A 20,910-nucleotide genomic window follows, 5' to 3' on the forward strand; every position below is an offset into this window, starting at 1 on the left:
AGCCTGCGCTATCGCTTTATTTTTCCAGCCCTCATTTTTCAATAAGACGGCCTTTATGCGATCCGCAACTCGTTTATCACCTTCATAACGATGGCGTAACTCTAAATATTCTTTTTGCTCTGCATTCAGTGGATGAAATCTCATAATGCCGATACTTTTAATTCATTTCAGAAAAAATTTCCAGTACTTTCAATGGCGATGGGTATAAATGATTTCGGCCGGATGCTATCCAAAATAACAGTTGAAGCAGCATTGAATGCTGAACTCGAAGAGCATTTGGGATATAGCCGATATGAAAAGCATGATTCAACTAATAGTCGCAACGGATATACTTCTAAAACGCTTAAAACAGAAGATGGGGAATTTGAACTATTAACCCCAAGAGATCGAAACGGGACTTTTGAACCTCAGCTAGTCAAAAAACATCAGACCCGTCTTACCTCAATGGATGACAAGATTCTGAGTTTTTATGCCAAGGGAATGACAACACGCGAAATTGTATCACTATTCAAAGAGATGTATGACGCAGATGTTTCCTCCACACTCATATCCAAAGTGACTGACGCTGTTACTGAGCGGGTTATAGAGTGGCAATCCAGGCCTTTAGAGGCGATTTACCTCATCGTATATCTCGTTTCAAAGAACTGGAAGCGGAAAATAACCGTCTTAAAAAGAGGTATGCAGAAGAGCGCTTAAAAGCAGAAATCCTCAAAGAGGCTATTGAAAACAAGTGGTAACACCGTCACGGGGAAGAGAATTGGCGAAGATGGCGGTGACCCATAGGGATAGTTCCGTTCGATTATCCTGTGAAAAAAGATGTAAGGAAAAAAAGATATGGTACCTAGGGTGGGACTCGAACCCACACGGTGTCACCACCACCGGATTTTGAATCCGGCGCGTCTACCAATTCCGCCACCCAGGCACTGTAGCGGCCATTATAACAAAGAAATAGATTCTCACAATGGGTTTTGGTATATAATTCTAAAAAATATTAGATAAATTAAGGTATAGGATGAAAAGCAATTATTTCTTTGCGGGACTAGCACTTATGATGTGGAGTTCGATTGGTTGCGCGATGACTTGTCCTGATCCGGAAACAAGTTCATTGCAGTGGGGGGAGCCGCCGGCTCCTTGGGTTGTTAATCCTTATTCGCAGCATCCTCCCCAAGGAGAAGAGGGGACTCGTTTTGTGCGGGCGAATATTTTAGTGGCTCAGTATGGGCTGGGTGTCGTTTGTACCTATAGAAACTCTCTTGGCGATTATTCAATTTGGCTGCAGGCGCTTACCAAAATTCCTGCTCTGGGGGATTATAGTTGGATTAGAACATTAGGTGGATACGTTTGCACCCTGAGCGTTGATGAATGTCATTTTTCTGTCGCGGAGTTTTAACGGTGTGTGTTAAAATAAACAAATAGATTTATTTTTGATCAGATCTGTCATATAATGTGCCCAGCTAAAATTTTTTAGAGCCACTATAAAAAGTTCTAAAAAGCTATTTGGGAGTTTTATTTATGCCATCTACCCCTGATGAAGGGCTTTTGTTGATTCAACATATCAATCAGTTAACCGTAGGCAAAGATGAGCAACTTGCCAATTCAGGGATGGAACAATTGTTAACTGAGGCAAAAATTGATGCTCAGGGGCCGCTTTTATATCCTTGCTCCGGTTCAGATGTAGTGCACCCGATATTACTTTTTCCCAAAGTTAATGAATTTATTTTAATTGATGAACATCCATTATTTTCTGCAAATGAAGAACTAAATTTCGCCGACTTATCGCAGTTAGGAAAAATCCCTAATTTGTCTCAGGGAATGGGCTTTTGGGGGTATGGCTATGATTACACCGATATATTACAAACCTTTAATCGGCTGGATATCTCTTTTAATTCCGATCGTTTTCAAAACAGAATAGGGGCTTTATTATTAGTTCGCTTACGAACTTTGTGTGGTATGGAATTGTTGCAAATTTCCAAACTAAATGATGGCGTCTATCAAATTGCAGGGCGTTGTGGGGGCACTCTCAAAACAATCTATTACGTGCAACATCAGCTTGGCCATGACTCAAATGCGTATCAATGGTTGGTAGCACAAAACTTTCAATTTCAAACTTTATTTATTAAAGCCTTTTCGGTTTCTATTAATGATCAGGTGATTCAGCGTGATATCTTTCAACAGATTAAGGCACTTTATCCGAATAACCTGCAGCAATTAGCTGTTGTGGCTGAGGCTGATGGTGTTTATGGATTTAATCGCACCTTGCCTCATTTACTGAATCCAGATAGTACTTATTTGAGCGCTGAAACTAATTTTGCCTATGGTTATTCAAATAAACTGGTGATTACCAATGGCACGGGACTTTATTGGGATTATCCAGAGCATTTACTTACCGTGCAACAATTGCAAAATGAATATATTGCGGAACAACGGACTGCGCAGCTCATTGAAAAACAACGAGTTGACACCGCATTACAGCATTTTTTACAGATGGATAAGTATAAAAAGTTTGATTGGTTGATGTTGGAAGATTTACTTGGCTCTGTTGATAATACCTTGAAGGTCAAACTCTTGGATAGTAAAACGCTTAGTTCTCAATTGACAGATAACGCGATTACAGAGGTTTTGGAAGTTGCCAAGGAAAAGCGTTTGCATGCGTTACAATTGACCTTAGGCCCCGCGAATACAAGCTTAAAATATCAAGAGTTAGTCCCCCGTTTTATTAAACGACTCGATGCGCCAGAAGGAGAGAGCGTTCGCTCTTTATCCATTAAGGCATCCATTGATGAAGTTAATTTCAAAAGTTCTTTTGCGATTACTGCGGCTGAAGCATTAAAAGTACATGGGAAAAATTTAGTGGAAATTAATGTGCAGGTAAACGATCAAGCTGCCCTGGCTTTTATTGATACCTTTCAATTTTTACAGCGAGAAGGGAAGCTGGCGAAAAAAATCATTGAGCCAATAGTTAGTTGGCGAGACGAAACCCATCAAGCTGTTACAGCATTCCTTCTCCAAAACACCCACTAGTATTGTAGCCCGTATTCGACGGAGTCGTAATACGGGAAGGTCAAAGGATTAAATTCTGTCCTCGGTAATATCGATCATCATTTGTAATGATTTTTTCGCATTATCAATAACCCATTGTTGATCATTTACTGGCAAACGGTTGCGGGTGCCGGTAAATTCATTTACAACATCACCTGCGTTTACTTCATTGTACGACATTGTTTTTCCTTGTCTTAGTAAATCGACTAAGGCGATTAAATGCGGTGGGTCATTGCGTGACATAGTGGCACAACCACAGCCTATTCCTTTTTCATCATCAGCTTTTGGTGCTTCGGCTAAATTGACTACTTCAATCCCTAAATCTTTGCAATGCTGTTTTAGATTTTCTACCATGTGGTTTTCAGTGCCAATGGCATAGCGTTTAGTCTTGGCGCGATCATTCACTACATAATCCCAAATAAATGCAGTAGACCCTGAGTGTTGGGCTACGCGGATTACGGAGTTGCGGCACTCGGGATGCACAATAGTGGTGTAGGATTTGCTGTGCCAATACTCACACATTTCTGGTTGGTAGTGGGTATGTACCGCGCATTGGCTGGCAAACAGAATTAATTCTGAATCATCAAATTGTTTTAAGGTTTTGCTGTCTTGGGCGGCCAATGAGTACTGTGCTCCGGCTGTTCCCCCAGGCCAGTAGGCCAGGTTTTTGATGCCAAGCCAATAGGCAACGTTTTCACCCATGTGCTGATCGGGAATAAAGAGTATTTTCTTATTTTGTTTTTGTGCCCATTGGAATATTTTTTTCACGTTGGAGCTGGTGCATACCGCGCCACCTTGAGCACCCGTCATTGCCTTAACACGCCCAGATGTATTCATGTAGCAAACAGGCAAAATATTTTCTGCGCCATAGCGTTCATTTAAATCAAGAAATGCCGGTTCAACCATAAAGTCTTTCGCAAGCATTTCCATGGTACAGCCTGATTTTGGGTTGGTAATATAAACCTGTTGGTGGCTGTTGGCGAGAATGCTGATTGATTCCGCCATGAAGTGTACGGCTGATTCAATAATTACGGATTTTTCTGGGCGTTGGGCAGCCATTAAGGCAAGTTGATATGAATCACCGATAACCCCACCAAATTGTTCTACCAAGCGAACAATATCACCACCCATGTAGTAGTGCGCGAGCAATAGTAATTTATCGCCAAAATGATCTTGGGCTTTTTTCATGTAAGGAGTCATCCACTCCAGTACCGTGGTTAGCTTACGGTCGGGGAGTGCCTGATATTCTTCAGCATAGGGAATAAATTCTTCCTGGTACCAATCTATAGGGTAATCACTTTGGCAAATACTCATGTCATTGCTGATACGCATTAAGGTAGTTTCAGGAGTATAAACAGTTGAATTCTTAAACATCTTTATTTTGCCTCTATCGACTCTTGCTATTATTTTGTTGGGTTGTGTATGTAGCCTGTTCATTGAGAAAAAGTAGAGGACTCTCAATACCTCTATTCAAGCTACCGCTTATTCTGCAATATCCATCAATCCCATTTTAGCAATGCTTTCTTGTGCCTGAGTTTTTTTATCTGGATAATCTTCTCGGTAATGGCCGCCACGTGACTCTCTGCGTGATAAGGCTGCGCGAACAATTAATTCGGCATTGAGAATAATGTTTCTTAGTTCAATAAAATCTCGGGTAATGCAATGCTTCCAGTAATATTCTTCGATTACTTTTTTACGATTCATTATTAATTGTAGTACATCTTGCAGGCCTGCTTCAGTACGCACTATGCCAGCATAGGATGTCATTTCCCCACGCAAACCGCGCCATTGAGCATTGATTTGGCTTGCGCGTCGGGTATTTACCTCGCCAGGTGAATTCCAATTAGGGATGTGAGCAGTATATTTCCAAGGAGAGGAAATATCTTTTAGCGTGCAACGTGCCGCATTAGAACCCATAACCAAGGCTTCCAATAAGGAATTGCTTGCCAGGCGATTGGCTCCATGCAAGCCGGTGAAAGCAACTTCACCAATAGCATATAATCGTTTTAAGTCGGTCCGCCCATCAATGTCCGTAAGCACGCCGCCACATTGATAATGCGCTGCAGGTACTACTGGGATCATGTCCTGACTCATATCAATGCCAATAGACATGAGTGTGGTATAAATCTGGGGAAAACGTTTTTCCAGGAAACTTTTAGGTTGATGAGTAATATCCAAATAAACATAACCGCTTTGGCTGCGTTCAATTTCACTAAAAATAGCGCGAGCGACTACATCGCGGGTTGCCAGTTCCATTTGTTGTGGCGCATAGTTTTGCATAAAGCGTGCGCCGGTTTCCGCATTTTTAAGAATGGCGCCTTCGCCACGCACGGCCTCAGAAATCAAAAAGTTATTCAGTGAATGATGGTGTAAAAGGGTTGGGTGGAATTGATAAAATTCCATATTGCCAATCCGAGCACCAGCTCGGTATGCCATGGCAACGCCATCACCCGTTGCTACCATGGGGTTTGTTGTATATCGATAGGTTTTACCCGCGCCACCAGTAGCTAAAATCACGCTATTGGCTAAAAAGGTATGAATGAGATTATTGTTACAATCTAAAATGTAGGCGCCAAGCACTTCACCTTGAGTATCTGTCCGATGCGGATGGTACTGAGTAATTAAGTTCACTGCGACATGATGTTCAAAGAAGTGAATTTGCTCATGCTGACGCGCTAACTGATTCATCTTTTGGGTAATTGATAAACCCGTTTGATCACCGCAATTGAAAATACGACGATGGGAGTGTCCGCCTTCTTGGGCAAGGTTAAATTGGCCATTCGCATCTTTTTTAAAATGCACTGAATACTGATTCAGTTGGTTAATTGTTTCTGGACCCTGGCGAATAATAAACTCTACTGCTGGCGGGTAACATAAACCATCACCAGCAATTAAGGTATCTGAAATATGTGATTCCAAAGAGTCTTCTGCTGAAAAAGCAGCGGCAATCCCTCCCTGAGCATAGCGGCTGTTACACTCAATTGCTTCAGCTTTACTAATCAGTGCAATCTTTACACGAGGTTGCATACTTAGTAATTGCAGGCAGTATTGTAACCCCGCTAATCCTGTACCGATAACAAGAACATCGAATTCAAACATTTGCCCTTGTTGCGATAAAGTTCTTGTCATGAAAACGCCTTAACAAGTTGTGCTGCTAAACCAATATAATTTTCAGGAGTTAGCTTCGCTAGTTGTTCTTTAGCTTCTTCGGGTATTGATAAGGTTTGGATAAATTGCTGCAAACTATCCCCATCAATTCCTTGGCCGCGAGTTAATGCTTTTAGTTGCTCATAGGCATCTGGAACATTATAACGACGCATCATGGTTTGGATGGGTTCTGCCAAGACTTCCCAGTTTGTTTTTAAATCATCTTGCAGTGCGCGTTTATTAATTTGCAGTTTATCGTTACCTTTAACAACGGAAATATAAGCAATTAAACTGTAAGAAAATGCCATCCCAATATTACGCAGCACAGTAGAGTCTGACAAATCGCGCTGTAATCGAGATTGGGTTAGTTTGTTCGCAAAGTGTATTAATAGCGCATTAGCTAAACCTAAGTTGCCTTCAGCATTTTCAAAATCAATTGGATTTACTTTATGAGGCATGGTTGATGAGCCAACTTCTTCAGCTACGGTTTTTTGCTTAAAATAGCCTAAAGAAATATAACTCCATATGTCTTGGGTGTAATCCAGAAGGATGTTATTAATGCGTACCATAATTTGTGATACTTCAGCTAAACCATCGTGAGGTTCAATCTGGGTGGTATAGGCATTGAACGACAGACCTAATGACGTCACAAAATTAGAGCAATGCTTGCGCCAGTCTACTTCTGGATAGGCCACGATATGGGCATTGTAGTTACCCACTGCACCATTGAATTTACCTGGAATTAACACTTCAGCTAATTGCTGTTGAGGTCTTTTCAGACGGGCTACAAAATTTACCAACTCTTTACCCATCGTTGTTGGCGTAGCTGGTTGACCATGTGTTCTTGCCAACATGGGAATATCACCATGTTGTTTGCCCAGCAGCGTAATACCGCCCATGATTTCTGCCAGGGTGGGTTGGATCACTTGAGCGATCGCCTGTTTTACCATTAAGGCATAAGCCAGGTTGTTGATGTCTTCTGAGGTGCTGGCAAAATGAATAAACGCGGTTATGTTTTTCAAATGCTCATTATTCAGGAATTTTTCTTTGAGGTAATATTCAACAGCCTTCACATCATGGTTTGTTTGACGTTCAAAGTCTTTGACTTTTTGTGCTTCGGCTTCATCAAAATTAGCAATGATTTGATTGAGGTAATCCTTAGTTTCTGGATTCAACTTGGGTACTTCAGGAATCGAGTCATTGGCTGCTAAAGATTCAAACCAGCGAATTTCAACCATTAATCGGTAATAGATTAAGGCAAACTCGCTAAAATAGGGACTCAAAGCCCTGGTTTTGTTAAGGTAGCGGCCGTCTATAGGGGAGATGGCGTTTAAAGGAGTTAGAGTCATAAGTAGCTTGCCCCTGATAAGAAAGCACATATGATATTAGATGCGAGGCAATATGTGAATTCTAGAGGCTCAAATTATCTATATAAAATGTTTTTGTGTTTAAAAATTGCGCATAAAGATTATTTATATATACTTAGATCATATTTTCTTTTTTCTTAGGCATTGAAATAGTCTGTTTTAGACAGAAATCTTGGGGATAATCTGCCATTTTTCTTACTTGTGTGATTATAATGTCGGCAATTTTAACTTAGACTTATCTCATTGTTATGAAAACTATTATTGAATCTTATCAGGAAGGCTTATTTCATCGGAAGTATTGGCTACAAAACATAATTTCAGGTTTGATTGTTGGGGTTGTGGCTTTACCTCTAGCTATGGCATTCGCAATTGCATCTGGCGCAAAACCGGAGCAAGGGTTATATACCGCAATTGTTGCTGGGTTAATTGTTTCCATCATGGGCGGTAGCCGTTTACAGATTGCAGGACCTACAGGAGCCTTTATTGTTGTTCTCTCAGGAATTACCGCAAAATATGGAATTTCTGGTTTACAGATTTCAACTTTGATTGCTGGTTTTATTTTGTTATTTTTTGGCCTGGCTCGCTTAGGGGGGGTCATTAAATTTATACCCCATCCGGTAATCGTCGGCTTTACCGCAGGTATTGCTGTGGTGATTTGGGTAGGGCAGTGGCATTATTTTTTTGGTTTTTCTTCTGGAGGAAGCGGGCATTTTCATGAAAAATTGTGGCACCTGCTGCATTCATTTCCACAATTGCATCTCACTACCACAGCACTAGGGTTTCTTGCTTTATTCCTGGTTATTTTTTCCAATAAAACGCCAGGCTTAAAACGTATTCCCGGGCCTTTAATTGCTCTTTTAGTGGTTACTGCCTTGCAGTCAATATTTCATTTTCAGGGGGTGGCAACCATTGGTTCCATGTTTGGTGGAATTCCTCAAGGCCTACCTAGTTTTGAAATACCAGAGATTACGGTTGACCGCGTTATTGAGCTGATTGGGCCAGCATTTACTATTGCAATGCTTGGTGCTATTGAGTCCTTGCTATCAGCTGTAGTTGCTGATGGCATGGCAGGAACAAAACATAATTCAAACCGTGAATTGATTGGGCAAGGAATCGCGAATATTTTTGCTCCATTATTTGGTGGTTTTGCTGCAACGGGAGCCATTGCCCGTACGGCAACAAACATTCGTAATGGTGCGAATAGTCCCTTAGCAGGAATTGTTCATGTCTTTACCTTGATTTTAATCGTACTCTTTTTAGCGCCTTTAGCGGTGAATATCCCCCTCACTGCGCTCGCTGCTGTATTATTTGTAGTGGCATGGAATATGAGTGAAGTGAAGCATTTTATTAAAATAGTTCAGCGTGCGCCTAGTGCTGATATTGTCATTTTATTGGTGACTTTTTTCCTTACTGTATTTGTGGATTTAGTCGTTGCTGTAAACATAGGTGTGATTATCGCTGTATTACACTTTATTCGACGAATGGCTTCCAGTGTAGAAGTGCAACAAATGACCGATAATGACTTGGTCACTGAATTAGCGCAGCGGAATATCGATAATTTGCCTCAAGGTGTATTGGTTTATGCGGTAGATGGGCCATTTTTCTTTGCTGCCGCCGAAATGTTCCAACATTCCATGGCGGTGACTCATACCGATCCGAAGGTTTTAATTATTCGGCTGCGTTGGGTTCCTTTCATGGATAGCACTGGATTGCAGACTTTAGAAGAAATTATTAAAGATTTACATCAACGCAAAGTACAAGTGATTTTAAGTGGTGCTAATGATCGAGTTGAAGGAAAATTACGCCATGGCGGGATCATTGACTTAATTGGCGAAACTAATTTTTATCGGGAATTTTCTGATGCGATTACTGCATGTTGTAAGTTAGAGCACTAACGAAAATGTTGTGAAATTGATGGCGATTAGGCTTTACCTAATTGCCAGAAAGTTCTCATTCCAATAGCGTCATAATTTCAGTAGAATGGTTTTCACTTTATGGATATGGGGTAGTTATATGGCAGTCAAAACACACATTATCGATTTAGCCCAGCTTGGCATGCGTGATTTAGAGCAGGTTGGTGGTAAAAATGCGTCACTTGGTGAAATGATTAGCCATTTGTCTTCAGTTGGCGTTGCGGTTCCGGGTGGGTTTGCAACTACAGCCGATTCATTTAAAGAATTCTTATCCCAAGATGGACTGGATAAGAAAATTTATGAAAAATTATCCACACTCAATACGGATGACGTACATCAATTAGCTACTGTTGGTCGAGAAATTAGAGAAATGGTGATTAACACGCCATTTACCCCCGAGTTTGAAAAGGAAGTACATACTGCTTATCAAAAGATGTCGCAAGCGATTGGCCATGATGATTTTAGCGTTGCCGTTCGCTCTTCAGCTACAGCAGAAGATTTACCTGATGCTTCATTTGCGGGTCAGCAAGAAACTTATTTAAACGTTAAAGGCATTGATGCTATTTTGCAATCCATCAAGCTTGTTTTTGCTTCACTGTTTAATGATAGGGCTATAGCCTATCGAACCCACCATGAGTTTGAACACCATGATGTTGCTTTATCTGCTGGTATTCAGCAAATGGTGCGCAGCGATTTAGCGGTGAGTGGTGTGATGTTTACTATAGATACGGAATCTGGTTTTGATCAAGTCGTATTCATCACTTCATCTTATGGATTAGGTGAAATGGTCGTCCAGGGTGCGGTAAACCCAGATGAGTTTTATGTTCATAAACCAGGTTTACAAGCAGGTAAACCTGCCATTATTCGTAAAAATCTAGGCAGTAAAGCACTGAAAATGGTTTACTGCGATGACCCAAGCCAAGCTCGCCGCGTTAAAATCGTTGATGTTGATGCTAAAGAGCACCTGTTATTCTCTTTAACGCCTGCGGAAATAGAAAGTTTGGCACGTCAGGCCATGATTATTGAGAAACATTACGGGCGTCCCATGGATATTGAATGGGCAAAAGATGGAACCAATGGCAAGCTCTATATTTTACAAGCACGCCCGGAAACAGTTAAAAGTCGTGACAATAAGCAAATACTCGAACGTTATACACTGCAAAAGCAGGGCGAGGTATTAACGGAAGGGCGCAGTATTGGACAGCGTATTGGCCAAGGTAAGGCACGTATTATTCGCGATGTTAGTGAAATGGATCGCGTACAACCAGGTGATGTTCTTGTTTCTGATATGACCGATCCCGATTGGGAACCCGTAATGAAACGAGCCTCAGCGATTGTTACTAATCGTGGGGGGAGAACCTGTCATGCCGCAATTATTGCGCGTGAGCTAGGTATTCCTGCCGTTGTTGGTTGTGGTGATGCAACCAAAACAATTCGCGATGGGGATGAAGTCACTGTAAGTTGTGCTGAAGGCGATACAGGGTTTGTTTATGAAGGCATACTACCGTTTGAGCGAATACAGCTTGATGTAGAAACTATGCCTGAATTACCTATGAAGGTGATGTTAAACGTAGGTAATCCTGAGCGTGCATTTACGTTCCAATCGATTCCTAATTCGGGGGTTGGTTTAGCGCGGTTAGAGTTTTTGATTTCCAATACCATTGGCATTCATCCACGCGCATTGCTGGACTTTGACCGTTTGCAAGATAACGAGTTGAAGCAGTTTATTAGTGAAAAAACAGCAGCTTATGGCTCTCCGGTTGAATATTATATTGAGCGTTTAAAAGAGGGTATTGCAACCATTGCATCGGCTTTTTATCCCAAACCAGTAATTGTTCGCTTGTCTGATTTTAAATCCAATGAGTATGCAAACCTTACCGGTGGCTCATTGTACGAACCTCATGAAGAAAATCCAATGCTAGGTTTTAGAGGTGCATCACGCTATGTTTCTCCAGAGTTTGCGGATTGTTTTGCTTTAGAATGTAAAGCTGTGCGCCGTGTACGTGAGGAAATGGGCTTAACTAACGTTGAAGTGATGATTCCATTTGTGAGAACTGTGTTTGAAGCCGCTAATGTTATTGACGTATTAAAGCAAAATGGCTTAGAGCGGGGCAAGCATGGATTAAGAGTGATCATGATGTGTGAGGTTCCTTCCAATGCCTTGTTAGCTAAAGAGTTTTTAGAGTATTTTGATGGTTTTTCAATCGGCTCTAATGATTTGACACAGTTAACTTTGGGCTTAGATAGAGATTCTGGATTGGTCGCTGCTCAATTTGATGAGCGCAATGATGCGGTTAAAGCTTTGTTACATATGGCGATTTCAACCTGTAAAGCAGCAGGTAAGTATATTGGTATCTGTGGTCAGGGTCCTTCAGATCATCAGGATTTTGCTCAATGGCTGATGAATGAAGGGATTGAAAGTGTTTCATTAAATCCTGATTCTGTATTGGAAACTTGCTTGTTTTTAGCTAAGCAGAAATAGATATCAGATCATGTGGCGGGGCTTTCTTCCCGTTTTCTCCTGATAAACACTTCTTTCGAATTACTGCGGCTTGGCCGCGGTAATTCGCCCTTCCAATAAGCCAAGTGGAAATATGGCTCATTGACGGTGCGAGAGAGGGATTAAGCGTTCAGCTTGACGAACACAACGTCCAAGTCGCAACATAGACAACATCAATTAGCACCATGCCTATATTTATCAGAGAGGTTTAGTTTAATGCAGCATCGTAAATGGTGGTTACTCTTAGCTGGATTAAGTCCCATTGTGGCCTTTGCATCCGCATCTCCAGCAGAACAAGCCGATCCCATAACCTTTGTATTACTTGGCGTCACCACAATATTTTTTTTTGCCATTCTTGGACGATATATCGCCAGACGCTTAAATCAGCCTAGTGTGCTGGGCGAACTACTCATGGGGGTGTTGATTGGTAACCTGTTTTACTTTTATGGCGTTCAATTAATTATTTTATTACGGGAAGGGGCTGCGACTTTTGATATTGTCCGCGAGTTCTTAAAAGGCGTTCCCTTAAATACCGCGGTAACACAGATTATTTCTGATCCTGAACATGCTCAACAAATCATTACTGCGTTAGCTAGTCCTCGCGGCACTGATTACCTTAAAATTGCCTATGTCGTGGATATTTTTTCACGCTATGGCGTTATTTTCCTCTTATTCATGGTGGGTTTGGAAAGTTCTATTCAAGAATTAAAGCATACGGGACGTGATTCATTACTTGTTGCTCTTATTGGTGTGATTGTGCCAATGATTCTTGGATTTGGAGTTGCTTATTTATTAATGCCGGAAGCTTCTTTTCAAGCTGATTTATTTATTGGGGCCACCTTAAGTGCCACCAGCGTTGGGATTACCGCTCGAGTTCTGGCTGAGATGAAAAAATTACGCACCCGAGAAGCACGAACCATTCTTGGCGCAGCGATGCTGGATGACGTTTTGGGGTTAATCATTTTAGCGGTAGTTAGCTCAGTAGTAATTGGCGGGGCTGTTGATTTTATGGTGGTGCTACGTATTGTTATGGCTTCCATTGTCTTTTTTATCAGCGCCATACTTTTAGGGCCTTTCATTCTACGCAGGTCCATTCATTTTTTCCGTTTTTTAGAGCCATGGGAAGCTAAGTTATTTATTTCATTTTTATTCATCATGCTGCTTTCTTGGTTTGCTTCATTTATCCAGTTGGCAACGATTATTGGTGCCTTTACGGCGGGTGTTATCTTGCATGATGATTATTTTAAATCGCTGGAAACGAATACTAAAGAGATGGTTCATCGTACCATTTATCATTTATTATCCCCCTTAGAAACCATATTAGCCCCGATGTTTTTCATCTTGATTGGTATTCAGGTCAAATTGGAAAGCTTTTTCCATTGGAATGTGATTATTCTCGCTTTCGGCTTAATTATTGCCGCAGTTATTGGCAAATTGGTGAGTGGCTTTGGTGCTAATGCTAAAGGCGATCGATTACTAATTGGTATTGGGATGCTGCCACGAGGTGAGGTAGGATTGGTTTTTGCTTCGATTGGACGAACTTTAGGGGTAATTTCTGATGATTTGTTTTCAGCGGTTGTTTTAATGGTTATGATCACTACTTTTATTGCTCCTCCATTATTAAAAGCACGTTTTGTAATGCAGGAAAAAAAAGGCACTGTAAATGAATAAACACTTGTTACAAGTACAGATTGATGTAACTCATGCGTTGCAAGAGGATGTTGGAACTGGGGATGTTACTGCGGCCTTATTACCAGAACACTTAATGGCCGAAGCCGAAATTATTTCGCGAGAGCCAATGTTAATTTGCGGCCAACCTTGGGTTAATGAAGTATTTAGCCAGATTGATAAGAACATTAAGCTTGATTGGCAGGTCACTGAAGGAACCTGGTTAGCAAAGCCGACTATCTTATGTCGTATTTCTGGACCAGCACGCAGCATGTTAACTGCGGAGCGTACTGCGTTGAATTTCTTACAAACTCTATCCGCCACTGCTACGCAAACATACCATTATGTGGAACAGCTAAAAGGGACTCAGACGCATTTATTGGATACGCGCAAGACCTTACCCGGATTACGCGTGGCGCAAAAATATGCGGTGACTTGCGGGGGTGGGGTAAATCACCGTATGGGGCTTTATGATGCTTTTTTGATTAAGGAGAATCATATCAAGGCATGTGGTTCAGTAGCTAAAGCAATTGCCTTGGCAAGACAGACTCAAAATAATATTCTAGTAGAGACCGAGGTTGAAACTTTAGATGAATTACGAGAGGCGCTGGATGCAAAACCGGACCGAATATTGCTCGATAATTTCAGTTTGGAAATGCTGGCTGAGGCTGTACGTATCAATCAATCTAACCAATGTACTCTAGAGGCCTCTGGAGGAGTTACTCTTGAAAATATTGCCAAAATAGCAGCTTCAGGAGTAGATTTCATTTCTGTTGGAGCAATTACTAAATCCATCCAGGCGATTGATTTAAGCTTGTTGATTAGGGAAATATTATGATGCCAAGTATCGTTTTTACCGGGGGCGGAACTGCAGGCCATGTAGCGCCTAATATTGCATTGATTCAAGAGTTTCGTCATAGGGGGTGGGATATCGCTTATGTTGGTTCTGCTGAGGGAATTGAGAATGAAATGATCAAGCCGCTTGGTATTCCATTTTATTCAGTGAAAAGCGGTAAATTGCGACGTTACTTAAGCGTTAAGAACTTATTGGATCCATTTAAAATCGTTTTAGGTATTTTTCAAGCATTTTCATTACTCGCTAAGTTAAAGCCCGATGTGGTATTTTCAAAAGGTGGTTTTGTTGCTTTTCCAGTGGTAGTAGGGGCCTGGTTAAACCGTATTCCTGTAGTTGCTCATGAATCGGATATGAGTCCAGGGCTTGCGAATCGCTTATGTTTCCCTTTTGTGAATAAAATCTGTCTTACCTTTGATGCTGGCAAAAAGCATTTTAAAAACCAGGACAAAATAGAAGTAACGGGAACACCCATTCGTGAGCAATTATTTTCTGGAAATGCTGCTTCAGGGTTGGCATTATGTGGATTTAATACGGAAAAGCCCTGCCTTTTAGCTATTGGTGGCAGTCTAGGCGCAGGCTCTATCAATCGTAGTATCCGTGAGGCCTTGTCCCAGTTAACCCCGCACTATCAAGTAATTCATCTTTGCGGTAAAGGAAAAATGGATGCTGCGTTGAAGGATGTTGTCGCCTACAAACAATTTGAATATGCAAATGAGGAATTAGCCGATTTATTTGCTGCCGCATCAGTGGTTGTTTCCCGAGCTGGCGCAAACTCACTGTATGAATTATTGGCTTTAGGCAAGCCCCATATTTTAATTCCTTTATCAGCGCAGGTCAGTCGCGGTGACCAAATTCAAAATGCCAAGTATTTTCAAGGATTGGGTATTAGTTTTGTCATTGATGACCGCTCCTTGAATGCAGAGACCTTAGTACTCGCTCTGCGTGATCTCGAAAAAAACAAGGATGAGATTTTTAATAAAATTAACGCATTAAAAATCAAATCAGCTACGGAACAGATTGTGGTTATTATTGAGGAGCAAATACATGTTCAATCCCCAAGCGCTGTATGATTTTATTCGTCAGCAATGGCAGGAAGAGATTATTCCCAGTTTATGTGAGTACATAAAAATTCCAAACAAGTCACCCCATTTTGATGCGAAATGGAAAGAACATGGATTGATGGATCAGGCAGTAGACCATATTGCTGACTGGTGTAAGGCACATGCTCCCCAAGGTATGCAATTAGAGGTTCTGCGCTTAGAAGGGCGTACGCCACTGATTTTTATGGAAATTCCCGGGCAAATCAATGAAACCGTATTAATGTACGGTCATTTAGATAAACAACCAGAAATGGCGGGATGGCATGAAGATTTACATCCGTGGAAGCCGGTGCTCAAAGATGGGCGTCTGTATGGTCGGGGTGCGGCTGATGATGGCTATTCCGCTTATGCTTCTTTAACCGCAATTCGTGCTTTGGAGAAGCAGGGTCTTCCGTTCCCTCGTTGCGTTTTGATTATCGAGGCTTGTGAAGAAAGTGGCAGTTATGATTTGCCTTATTACATCGAATTATTGAAGGAACGCATTGGTCAGCCCAAATTAGTGATTTGCCTTGATTCTGGAGCAGGTAACTACGAGCAGTTATGGATGACTACTTCTCTACGTGGAAATGTCGTAGGGGAGTTATCTGTCGAGTTAATCAGTGAAGGTGTTCACTCAGGTAGTGCCAGTGGTATTGTAGCCGATAGTTTTAGAGTTGCTCGCCAATTAATTAATCGTCTGGAAGATGAAACAACGGGTGCGATTAAGTTGTCACAACTGCATTGTGATATTCCCGAGGAGCGCGTAAAACAAGCACATCATTGTGCAGAGGCTTTAGGCAATCATGTTTATGATCAGTTTCCTTGGCATGATGGGGTAGAGCCTGTTGTTCCAGATAGACAGGAACTGATTTTAAATCGTACCTGGCGCCCGGCATTAACCGTCACTGGAGCAGATGGTTTTCCAGCCATTGCCAATGCAGGCAATGTGATGCGTCCATTAACCGCATTAAAATTATCAATGCGCCTACCACCTTTAGTGAATCCCAAAATTGCAGCCACAACAATTCACGAAACATTAACCCAAGATCCTCCATACAATGCGAAGATTCATTTTTCCATAGATGATGGCTCTCAAGGCTGGAATGCACCTAAACTATCCCCTTGGTTGGAGACAGCAGCAGATGATGCCTCACAAACTTACTACGGCAAACCTGCGGCCTATATGGGAGAGGGTGGTACTATTCCGTTCATGGGGATGTTGGGTGAAAAATTCCCTGATGCTCAGTTTATGATTACCGGAGTACTAGGCCCACATTCTAATGCCCATGGCCCTAATGAGTTTTTACATTTAGATATGGTGGAAAAGCTAACTGCGTGTGTGGCTTATGTTTTGTATAAGTCGATTGCATAAGAACAGTAGCCCGTATTAGCGTAGCGTAATACGGGATCGAAGCTTGCTTCATAGATACCCTCACAGCTTGATTCCTGTGGGCCAGCAACATTAAGTATACGAATCTTATTTTCTTTAGCCCAATCAATCGACTTAGAGATATTATTTTTAATTGAATATGGCAAGTTAATAATAAGGTATGGCTTCTTTTGAGATGCAACATACTTAATAGTTAACAGGGTTCCATCTTTAATTTTTTCTGGTAATGGGAGGGTGGGGAGAATAATTAAAGTGCCATCAGAATCACGAATATTCAGTTTTGTTCTGGCATCATAATTTTCTTTGTCATTACTAATGTCGATTTGATGTTCGGCTAATTGGTCATATTTATTAGGAATTATCCCAAGCTCATCTATCCTACCCTTAGGACACCATCCACCAAATGAATAAAAGTTTAAAAAACGCTTTTAAATTATATTAAGCGTTTATTTAGACTAACTTCTTCGGTTCATTACTCCTATAGATTCTATTATTTAACTCATGTGCGTAACATGAGTTATTAATATCTCTAATAAATTAATATTCATGATTATATTTCCCATCCAGATCTATAAGGGAGCTAGAAAAATGTACTAACTTTGTAGGTGGGATGGTTCATTACATTAGAACCTGGTCGTTGTCTAAATTACTCATGTTACGCACATGAACTTGCAGTTTGACTAAAAATCATTAGAATTCCGCCCTTAATTTGAGGGGATATATTAAGGCTTAACCGCGGTAATTTGGTCTATTGCTACACAATTGATTAATCAATTAAAATGGTCCAAAAAAATATAGACAGTCTATCTAATTATTGGGATACTGCAATTGGCCCTGGAACGGGTCTTTTAGTCCAACAATTAGGAGAAATTTATGAAAGCACAAATACTTGCTGCTGCATTATCATTACTGGCAGTAAACTTCTCAGCGCATGCGGGCAAAGCTCAAAGCGCTCATCCCGAAAAACAAACTACTGTTGTTTCCCAAAAGATTGATCTCAATAAAGCGGATGTATCTTCTTTGATTGGTTCTTTTAAAGGCATAGGTAAGAAACGTGCAGAGGCTATTATTGCTTATCGCACCAGTCATAAAGGTTTTAAATCAATTGAAGAGCTTGCGGAAGTTAAAGGCATAGGCCAACGTTTTGTGACCGCAAATAAAGAGAAATTAAACGAAGTATTTGTTATTAATTAATTGTGGAGCATTGTTTCTGCACTCATCGTGCAGGCTGGGCTGTTAAGTCCAGCATGGGGATAGATTTGCTGGGCTTAACAGCCCAGCTTACGGTCTAACGAGCAAAATTTACAAACCTCATAAAAATATAGCCAATACCATCGTCTGGTTAAAACTTAAACACCACTCCATTTAAGTGTTTGATGCGGCAGTAAAAGCGAAAGATGAAAATTTGTTTGAACAAAAAATTTACTTTTTTATTTGAAATTGTTGCGCCAGAGTAGTCGATCTTTATGCAAAATTAGTATAAAGTATCGCACTAAAAAAGAATGGGATAGTGCTGCTTATGTTCAGGAAATTAAGGGGCGTGTTCTCCAATGATTTATCGATTGACTTGGGAACCGCTAACACATTGATATATGTACGGGATAAAGGAATTGTCCTTAACGAGCCGTCTGTTGTTGCATTGCGAAATGAATCAGGTCAAAAACGCGTTGCAGCAGTAGGTCTAGAGGCAAAGCGTATGCTTGGAAGAACTCCAGGCAACATTAATGCGATTAGGCCAATGAAAGATGGGGTAATTGCTGACTTTTTTGTTACTGAAAAAATGCTACAGCATTTCATTCATAAAGTTCACGAAAATAAATTTTTGCGTCCTAGCCCACGCGTGCTGGTTTGTGTTCCTTGTGGTTCTACCCAAGTTGAGCGTCGCGCAATTCGTGAATCAGCTATGGGTGCGGGTGCTCGTGAAGTATTCTTGATTGAAGAACCAATGGCTGCTGCCTTAGGTTCAGGAATGCCAGTAGAAGATGCTAGTGGTTCGATGGTTGTCGATATCGGTGGTGGTACTACTGAAGTCGCGATTATTTCTTTAAGTGGTATTGTTTACCATCAATCAGTACGTATTGGTGGGGATAAATTTGACGATGCAATCGTATCTTACGTGCGTCGTAATTACGGTACGCTTATCGGTGAAACAACGGCTGAACGCATTAAGCATGAAATTGGCTCTGCATTCCCAAGCCGTGATTTGTTTGAAATTGAAGTACGTGGAAGAAATCTTGCAGAAGGTGTGCCCCGTAGTTTTGTTTTAACCAGTGCAGAAATCTTAGAAGCGCTACAAGAGCCTTTATCAGGAATCGTAGGTGCTGTAAGAGCTGCTTTAGAATTGGCTCCACCTGAATTAGCTGCTGATATTGCGGAACGTGGTATGATTTTAACTGGAGGCGGAGCATTATTGAAAAATATTGATCTCTTGCTGATGGAAGAAACTGGTCTACCCGTATTAATCGCTGAAGATCCGCTAACTTGCGTTGCTCGTGGTGGTGGTAAGGCTTTAGAAACCATGGACTTACGTGGCGGTGATTTCCTCTCAACAGAATAATAATCGAAACAGATTATTTAGCCGAGGCGGGCACAATTCAATAGGATTCGTGCTTGCTTTGCTTATTTCTGTTTTCCTCATGTTTTCTGACTACCATTATCGTTATTTGAATAGTGTTCGTAGTGGCTTTTCTTTAATTGTAGCTCCATTGCAATACGCCGTAGATTATCCTGTGCGTGTATTTGGCTGGATCCAGTCGCTAGTTAGCGCGAAAAAGGCGTTAATTGATGAAAACATGCGACTACGTTATCAACAAGCAATGTTAGAATCTGAGTTACAAAAACTATTAGCTACGCAAAAAGAGAATTTTCAACTTAAAGAATTATTACTAACCTCTTCACAAGCAGACATGCGTGCAATGGCTGCGCAAATTCTTGCTGTAGATACCAGCAATTCACGACAAATTGTCGTATTAAACAAAGGCGAACGTGATGGTGTTTATGTTGGGCAGCCCATATTAGATGCTAAAGGGGTGATGGGGCAGATTATTGATGTAGGTCCTTTAACCAGTACTGTGTTATTGATTTCAGATTCTAAAAGTGCCGTTCCTGTCAGAAATAATCGCACAGGGGAGCGGGCTATTCTGGTTGGTACTAATGATATTGAAACCCTCTTTTTAATTAACTTGCCGAAAACCTCATCCATTCATCCTGGTGATGTATTGGTTACTTCAGGTTTGGACAGACGATACCCTGAAGGTTATCCTGTTGGACGTGTGGATGAAGTTAATAGTCTTCCAGGTGAGGATTTCGTGAAGGTCAAAGTAAGACCAGTAGCCCTTCTTAACCGCAATCGCCTTGTTTTATTAATTTGGCCAGATAAAGAGCAGGAGCAATTAACCGCACAAATTAATGAGCGTCTAAATGCTAAGGAGACCATGTAATGAATCTTCGTTTACGCTTAGCCGTAGGATTTATGATTACATTGATTTTATCAATACTGCCTATGCCTGAATTAGTTACTGACTTTAGACCTCCTTGGGTTTTATTATTTGTGCTGTATATTGAATATTTTCTCCCAGGGAATTTTAATCAGTCGACTCTATTATTTGTAGGATTGATGCTTGATGTGTTGTTAGCTACCGTGATTGGTGAACATTCTTTTGCCTTATTGTTGGTGACGTGGATTGCTTCCAGTAAATCCAGACGTTTTCAATTTTTCTCAATGATGCAGCAAATCTTTTTAATTGGCTTTTTCTGCCTGCTATATCAAGCAATTATCGCGTTAATTACCGCACTACTTGGCTTCAAATACAGCCTGTTCATGCCGGTAGCAAGCGCGTTCGTAGGTATGTTCTTATGGCCATGGATTCGTTTACTCGGCGAAGATACGCTTTTACCGCGTTTTGCCTACCGTTAAAAAAGTGTGGTTTGATGCATTGTTGTTGGTCATGG

The 20,910-nt window shown here is 41.1% G+C and carries 15 protein-coding genes, 1 tRNA gene and 3 pseudogenes; 14 read left to right on the forward strand and 5 right to left on the reverse strand.

Annotated elements, in window-relative coordinates:
• Positions 1-213 precede the first annotated feature (213 nt).
• Together ACQY7T_RS10255 and ACQY7T_RS10260 are read left to right on the forward strand one after the other, a co-directional pair.
• Positions 214-633 (forward strand): annotated as a pseudogene (locus ACQY7T_RS10255) (transposase); the annotation flags it as partial.
• Positions 627-808: pseudogene (locus ACQY7T_RS10260) on the forward strand (IS3 family transposase); the annotation flags it as partial. The pseudogenes ACQY7T_RS10255 and ACQY7T_RS10260, both read left to right, overlap by 7 nt.
• Positions 809-835: 27 nt before the next feature.
• Here ACQY7T_RS10260 and ACQY7T_RS10265 read toward each other — a convergent pair.
• A tRNA-Leu gene (locus ACQY7T_RS10265) sits at positions 836-922 on the reverse strand.
• Positions 923-1,012: 90 nt separating this feature from the next.
• Here ACQY7T_RS10265 and ACQY7T_RS10270 point away from each other — a divergent pair.
• Both ACQY7T_RS10270 and ACQY7T_RS10275 read left to right on the forward strand, forming a co-directional pair.
• Entirely contained in the window at positions 1,013-1,390 is a 378-nt protein-coding gene (locus tag ACQY7T_RS10270; protein WP_428413161.1) for a DUF3757 domain-containing protein, read from the forward strand.
• Positions 1,391-1,512: 122 nt separating this feature from the next.
• Entirely contained in the window at positions 1,513-3,021 is a 1,509-nt protein-coding gene (locus ACQY7T_RS10275; RefSeq protein WP_428413162.1) for a hypothetical protein, read from the forward strand.
• Between the two features lie 48 nt (positions 3,022-3,069).
• Here the strand turns inward: ACQY7T_RS10275 and nadA are convergent, their stop codons facing one another.
• The 3 genes from nadA to purB form a co-directional block, all read right to left on the reverse strand.
• Positions 3,070-4,413 carry a quinolinate synthase NadA gene (gene nadA / locus ACQY7T_RS10280; RefSeq protein ID WP_428413163.1) on the reverse strand — a complete coding sequence of 448 codons (1,344 nt, stop codon included), beginning with the start codon at positions 4,411-4,413 and terminating at the stop codon, positions 3,070-3,072.
• 108 nt (positions 4,414-4,521) lie between these two features.
• Positions 4,522-6,168 (reverse strand): L-aspartate oxidase, encoded by a 1,647-nt coding sequence (nadB, locus tag ACQY7T_RS10285; protein ID WP_428413164.1) that lies wholly within the window; start codon positions 6,166-6,168, stop codon positions 4,522-4,524.
• Entirely contained in the window at positions 6,165-7,535 is a 1,371-nt protein-coding gene (gene purB, locus ACQY7T_RS10290) for an adenylosuccinate lyase (RefSeq protein WP_428413165.1), read from the reverse strand. Before purB ends, nadB begins: the two co-directional genes overlap by 4 nt.
• 266 nt (positions 7,536-7,801) lie before the next feature.
• Between purB and ACQY7T_RS10295 the strand changes: the two genes are divergently transcribed.
• The 6 genes from ACQY7T_RS10295 to ACQY7T_RS10320 all read left to right on the forward strand — a co-directional run bounded on the left by ACQY7T_RS10295 (position 7,802) and on the right by ACQY7T_RS10320 (position 16,941).
• Positions 7,802-9,448 (forward strand): SulP family inorganic anion transporter, encoded by a 1,647-nt coding sequence (locus tag ACQY7T_RS10295; protein ID WP_428413166.1) that lies wholly within the window; start codon positions 7,802-7,804, stop codon positions 9,446-9,448.
• A 118-nt stretch (positions 9,449-9,566) separates the two neighbouring features.
• On the forward strand, positions 9,567-11,948 hold the full coding sequence (gene ppsA / locus ACQY7T_RS10300; protein ID WP_428413167.1) for a phosphoenolpyruvate synthase: 2,382 nt from the start codon (positions 9,567-9,569) through the stop codon (positions 11,946-11,948).
• Between the two features lie 234 nt (positions 11,949-12,182).
• Positions 12,183-13,637 carry a cation:proton antiporter gene (locus tag ACQY7T_RS10305; RefSeq protein ID WP_428413168.1) on the forward strand — a complete coding sequence of 485 codons (1,455 nt, stop codon included), beginning with the start codon at positions 12,183-12,185 and terminating at the stop codon, positions 13,635-13,637.
• Positions 13,630-14,472 (forward strand): carboxylating nicotinate-nucleotide diphosphorylase, encoded by an 843-nt coding sequence (gene nadC / locus ACQY7T_RS10310; protein ID WP_428413169.1) that lies wholly within the window; start codon positions 13,630-13,632, stop codon positions 14,470-14,472. The genes ACQY7T_RS10305 and nadC overlap by 8 nt, the downstream gene beginning before the upstream one ends.
• Positions 14,469-15,560: an undecaprenyldiphospho-muramoylpentapeptide beta-N-acetylglucosaminyltransferase gene (locus ACQY7T_RS10315; RefSeq protein ID WP_428413170.1), complete on the forward strand. Its 1,092-nt coding sequence runs from the start codon at positions 14,469-14,471 to the stop codon at positions 15,558-15,560. The genes nadC and ACQY7T_RS10315 overlap by 4 nt, the downstream gene beginning before the upstream one ends.
• Positions 15,535-16,941 (forward strand): M20 family metallopeptidase, encoded by a 1,407-nt coding sequence (locus ACQY7T_RS10320; protein WP_428413171.1) that lies wholly within the window; start codon positions 15,535-15,537, stop codon positions 16,939-16,941. Before ACQY7T_RS10315 ends, ACQY7T_RS10320 begins: the two co-directional genes overlap by 26 nt.
• Here ACQY7T_RS10320 and ACQY7T_RS10325 read toward each other — a convergent pair.
• Positions 16,914-17,354: pseudogene (locus ACQY7T_RS10325) on the reverse strand (YpsA SLOG family protein); the annotation flags it as partial. The gene ACQY7T_RS10320 and the pseudogene ACQY7T_RS10325 overlap by 28 nt on opposite strands.
• A gap of 478 nt (positions 17,355-17,832) precedes the next feature.
• On the opposite strand from ACQY7T_RS10325, the gene ACQY7T_RS10330 reads away from it, so the two are divergent.
• The 4 genes from ACQY7T_RS10330 (at position 17,833) to mreD (ending at position 20,875) form a co-directional block, all read left to right on the forward strand.
• Positions 17,833-18,153 carry a ComEA family DNA-binding protein gene (locus ACQY7T_RS10330; protein ID WP_428413173.1) on the forward strand — a complete coding sequence of 107 codons (321 nt, stop codon included), beginning with the start codon at positions 17,833-17,835 and terminating at the stop codon, positions 18,151-18,153.
• A 325-nt stretch (positions 18,154-18,478) separates the two neighbouring features.
• Positions 18,479-19,516, forward strand: coding sequence for a rod shape-determining protein (locus ACQY7T_RS10335; protein ID WP_058535650.1), 1,038 nt, complete (start codon positions 18,479-18,481; stop codon positions 19,514-19,516).
• Positions 19,494-20,399 (forward strand): rod shape-determining protein MreC, encoded by a 906-nt coding sequence (gene mreC, locus ACQY7T_RS10340; RefSeq protein ID WP_428413333.1) that lies wholly within the window; start codon positions 19,494-19,496, stop codon positions 20,397-20,399. Before ACQY7T_RS10335 ends, mreC begins: the two co-directional genes overlap by 23 nt.
• Entirely contained in the window at positions 20,399-20,875 is a 477-nt protein-coding gene (gene mreD, locus ACQY7T_RS10345; protein ID WP_428413174.1) for a rod shape-determining protein MreD, read from the forward strand. Before mreC ends, mreD begins: the two co-directional genes overlap by 1 nt.
• Positions 20,876-20,910: the final 35 nt, after the last annotated feature.

The organism is Legionella sp. (assembly GCF_965140895.1).
Classification (GTDB): Bacteria; Pseudomonadota; Gammaproteobacteria; order Legionellales; family Legionellaceae; genus Legionella.

Bases quoted from the DNA above. Each gene is read 5' to 3' on its own strand.
- ACQY7T_RS10335 (WP_058535650.1), top strand. From the start codon at position 18,479: ATGTTCAGGAAATTAAGGGGCGTGTTCTCCAATGATTTATCGATTGAC.
- ACQY7T_RS10315 (WP_428413170.1), top strand. From the start codon at position 14,469: ATGATGCCAAGTATCGTTTTTACCGGGGGCGGAACTGCAGGCCATGTA.
- nadC (WP_428413169.1), top strand. From the start codon at position 13,630: ATGAATAAACACTTGTTACAAGTACAGATTGATGTAACTCATGCGTTG.
- mreD (WP_428413174.1), top strand. From the start codon at position 20,399: ATGAATCTTCGTTTACGCTTAGCCGTAGGATTTATGATTACATTGATT.
- ACQY7T_RS10330 (WP_428413173.1), top strand. From the start codon at position 17,833: ATGAAAGCACAAATACTTGCTGCTGCATTATCATTACTGGCAGTAAAC.
- purB (WP_428413165.1), bottom strand. From the start codon at position 7,535: ATGACTCTAACTCCTTTAAACGCCATCTCCCCTATAGACGGCCGCTAC.
- ppsA (WP_428413167.1), top strand. From the start codon at position 9,567: ATGGCAGTCAAAACACACATTATCGATTTAGCCCAGCTTGGCATGCGT.
- nadB (WP_428413164.1), bottom strand. From the start codon at position 6,168: ATGACAAGAACTTTATCGCAACAAGGGCAAATGTTTGAATTCGATGTT.
- ACQY7T_RS10270 (WP_428413161.1), top strand. From the start codon at position 1,013: ATGAAAAGCAATTATTTCTTTGCGGGACTAGCACTTATGATGTGGAGT.
- ACQY7T_RS10320 (WP_428413171.1), top strand. From the start codon at position 15,535: ATGTTCAATCCCCAAGCGCTGTATGATTTTATTCGTCAGCAATGGCAG.
- nadA (WP_428413163.1), bottom strand. From the start codon at position 4,413: ATGTTTAAGAATTCAACTGTTTATACTCCTGAAACTACCTTAATGCGT.
- ACQY7T_RS10295 (WP_428413166.1), top strand. From the start codon at position 7,802: ATGAAAACTATTATTGAATCTTATCAGGAAGGCTTATTTCATCGGAAG.
- ACQY7T_RS10305 (WP_428413168.1), top strand. From the start codon at position 12,183: ATGCAGCATCGTAAATGGTGGTTACTCTTAGCTGGATTAAGTCCCATT.
- ACQY7T_RS10275 (WP_428413162.1), top strand. From the start codon at position 1,513: ATGCCATCTACCCCTGATGAAGGGCTTTTGTTGATTCAACATATCAAT.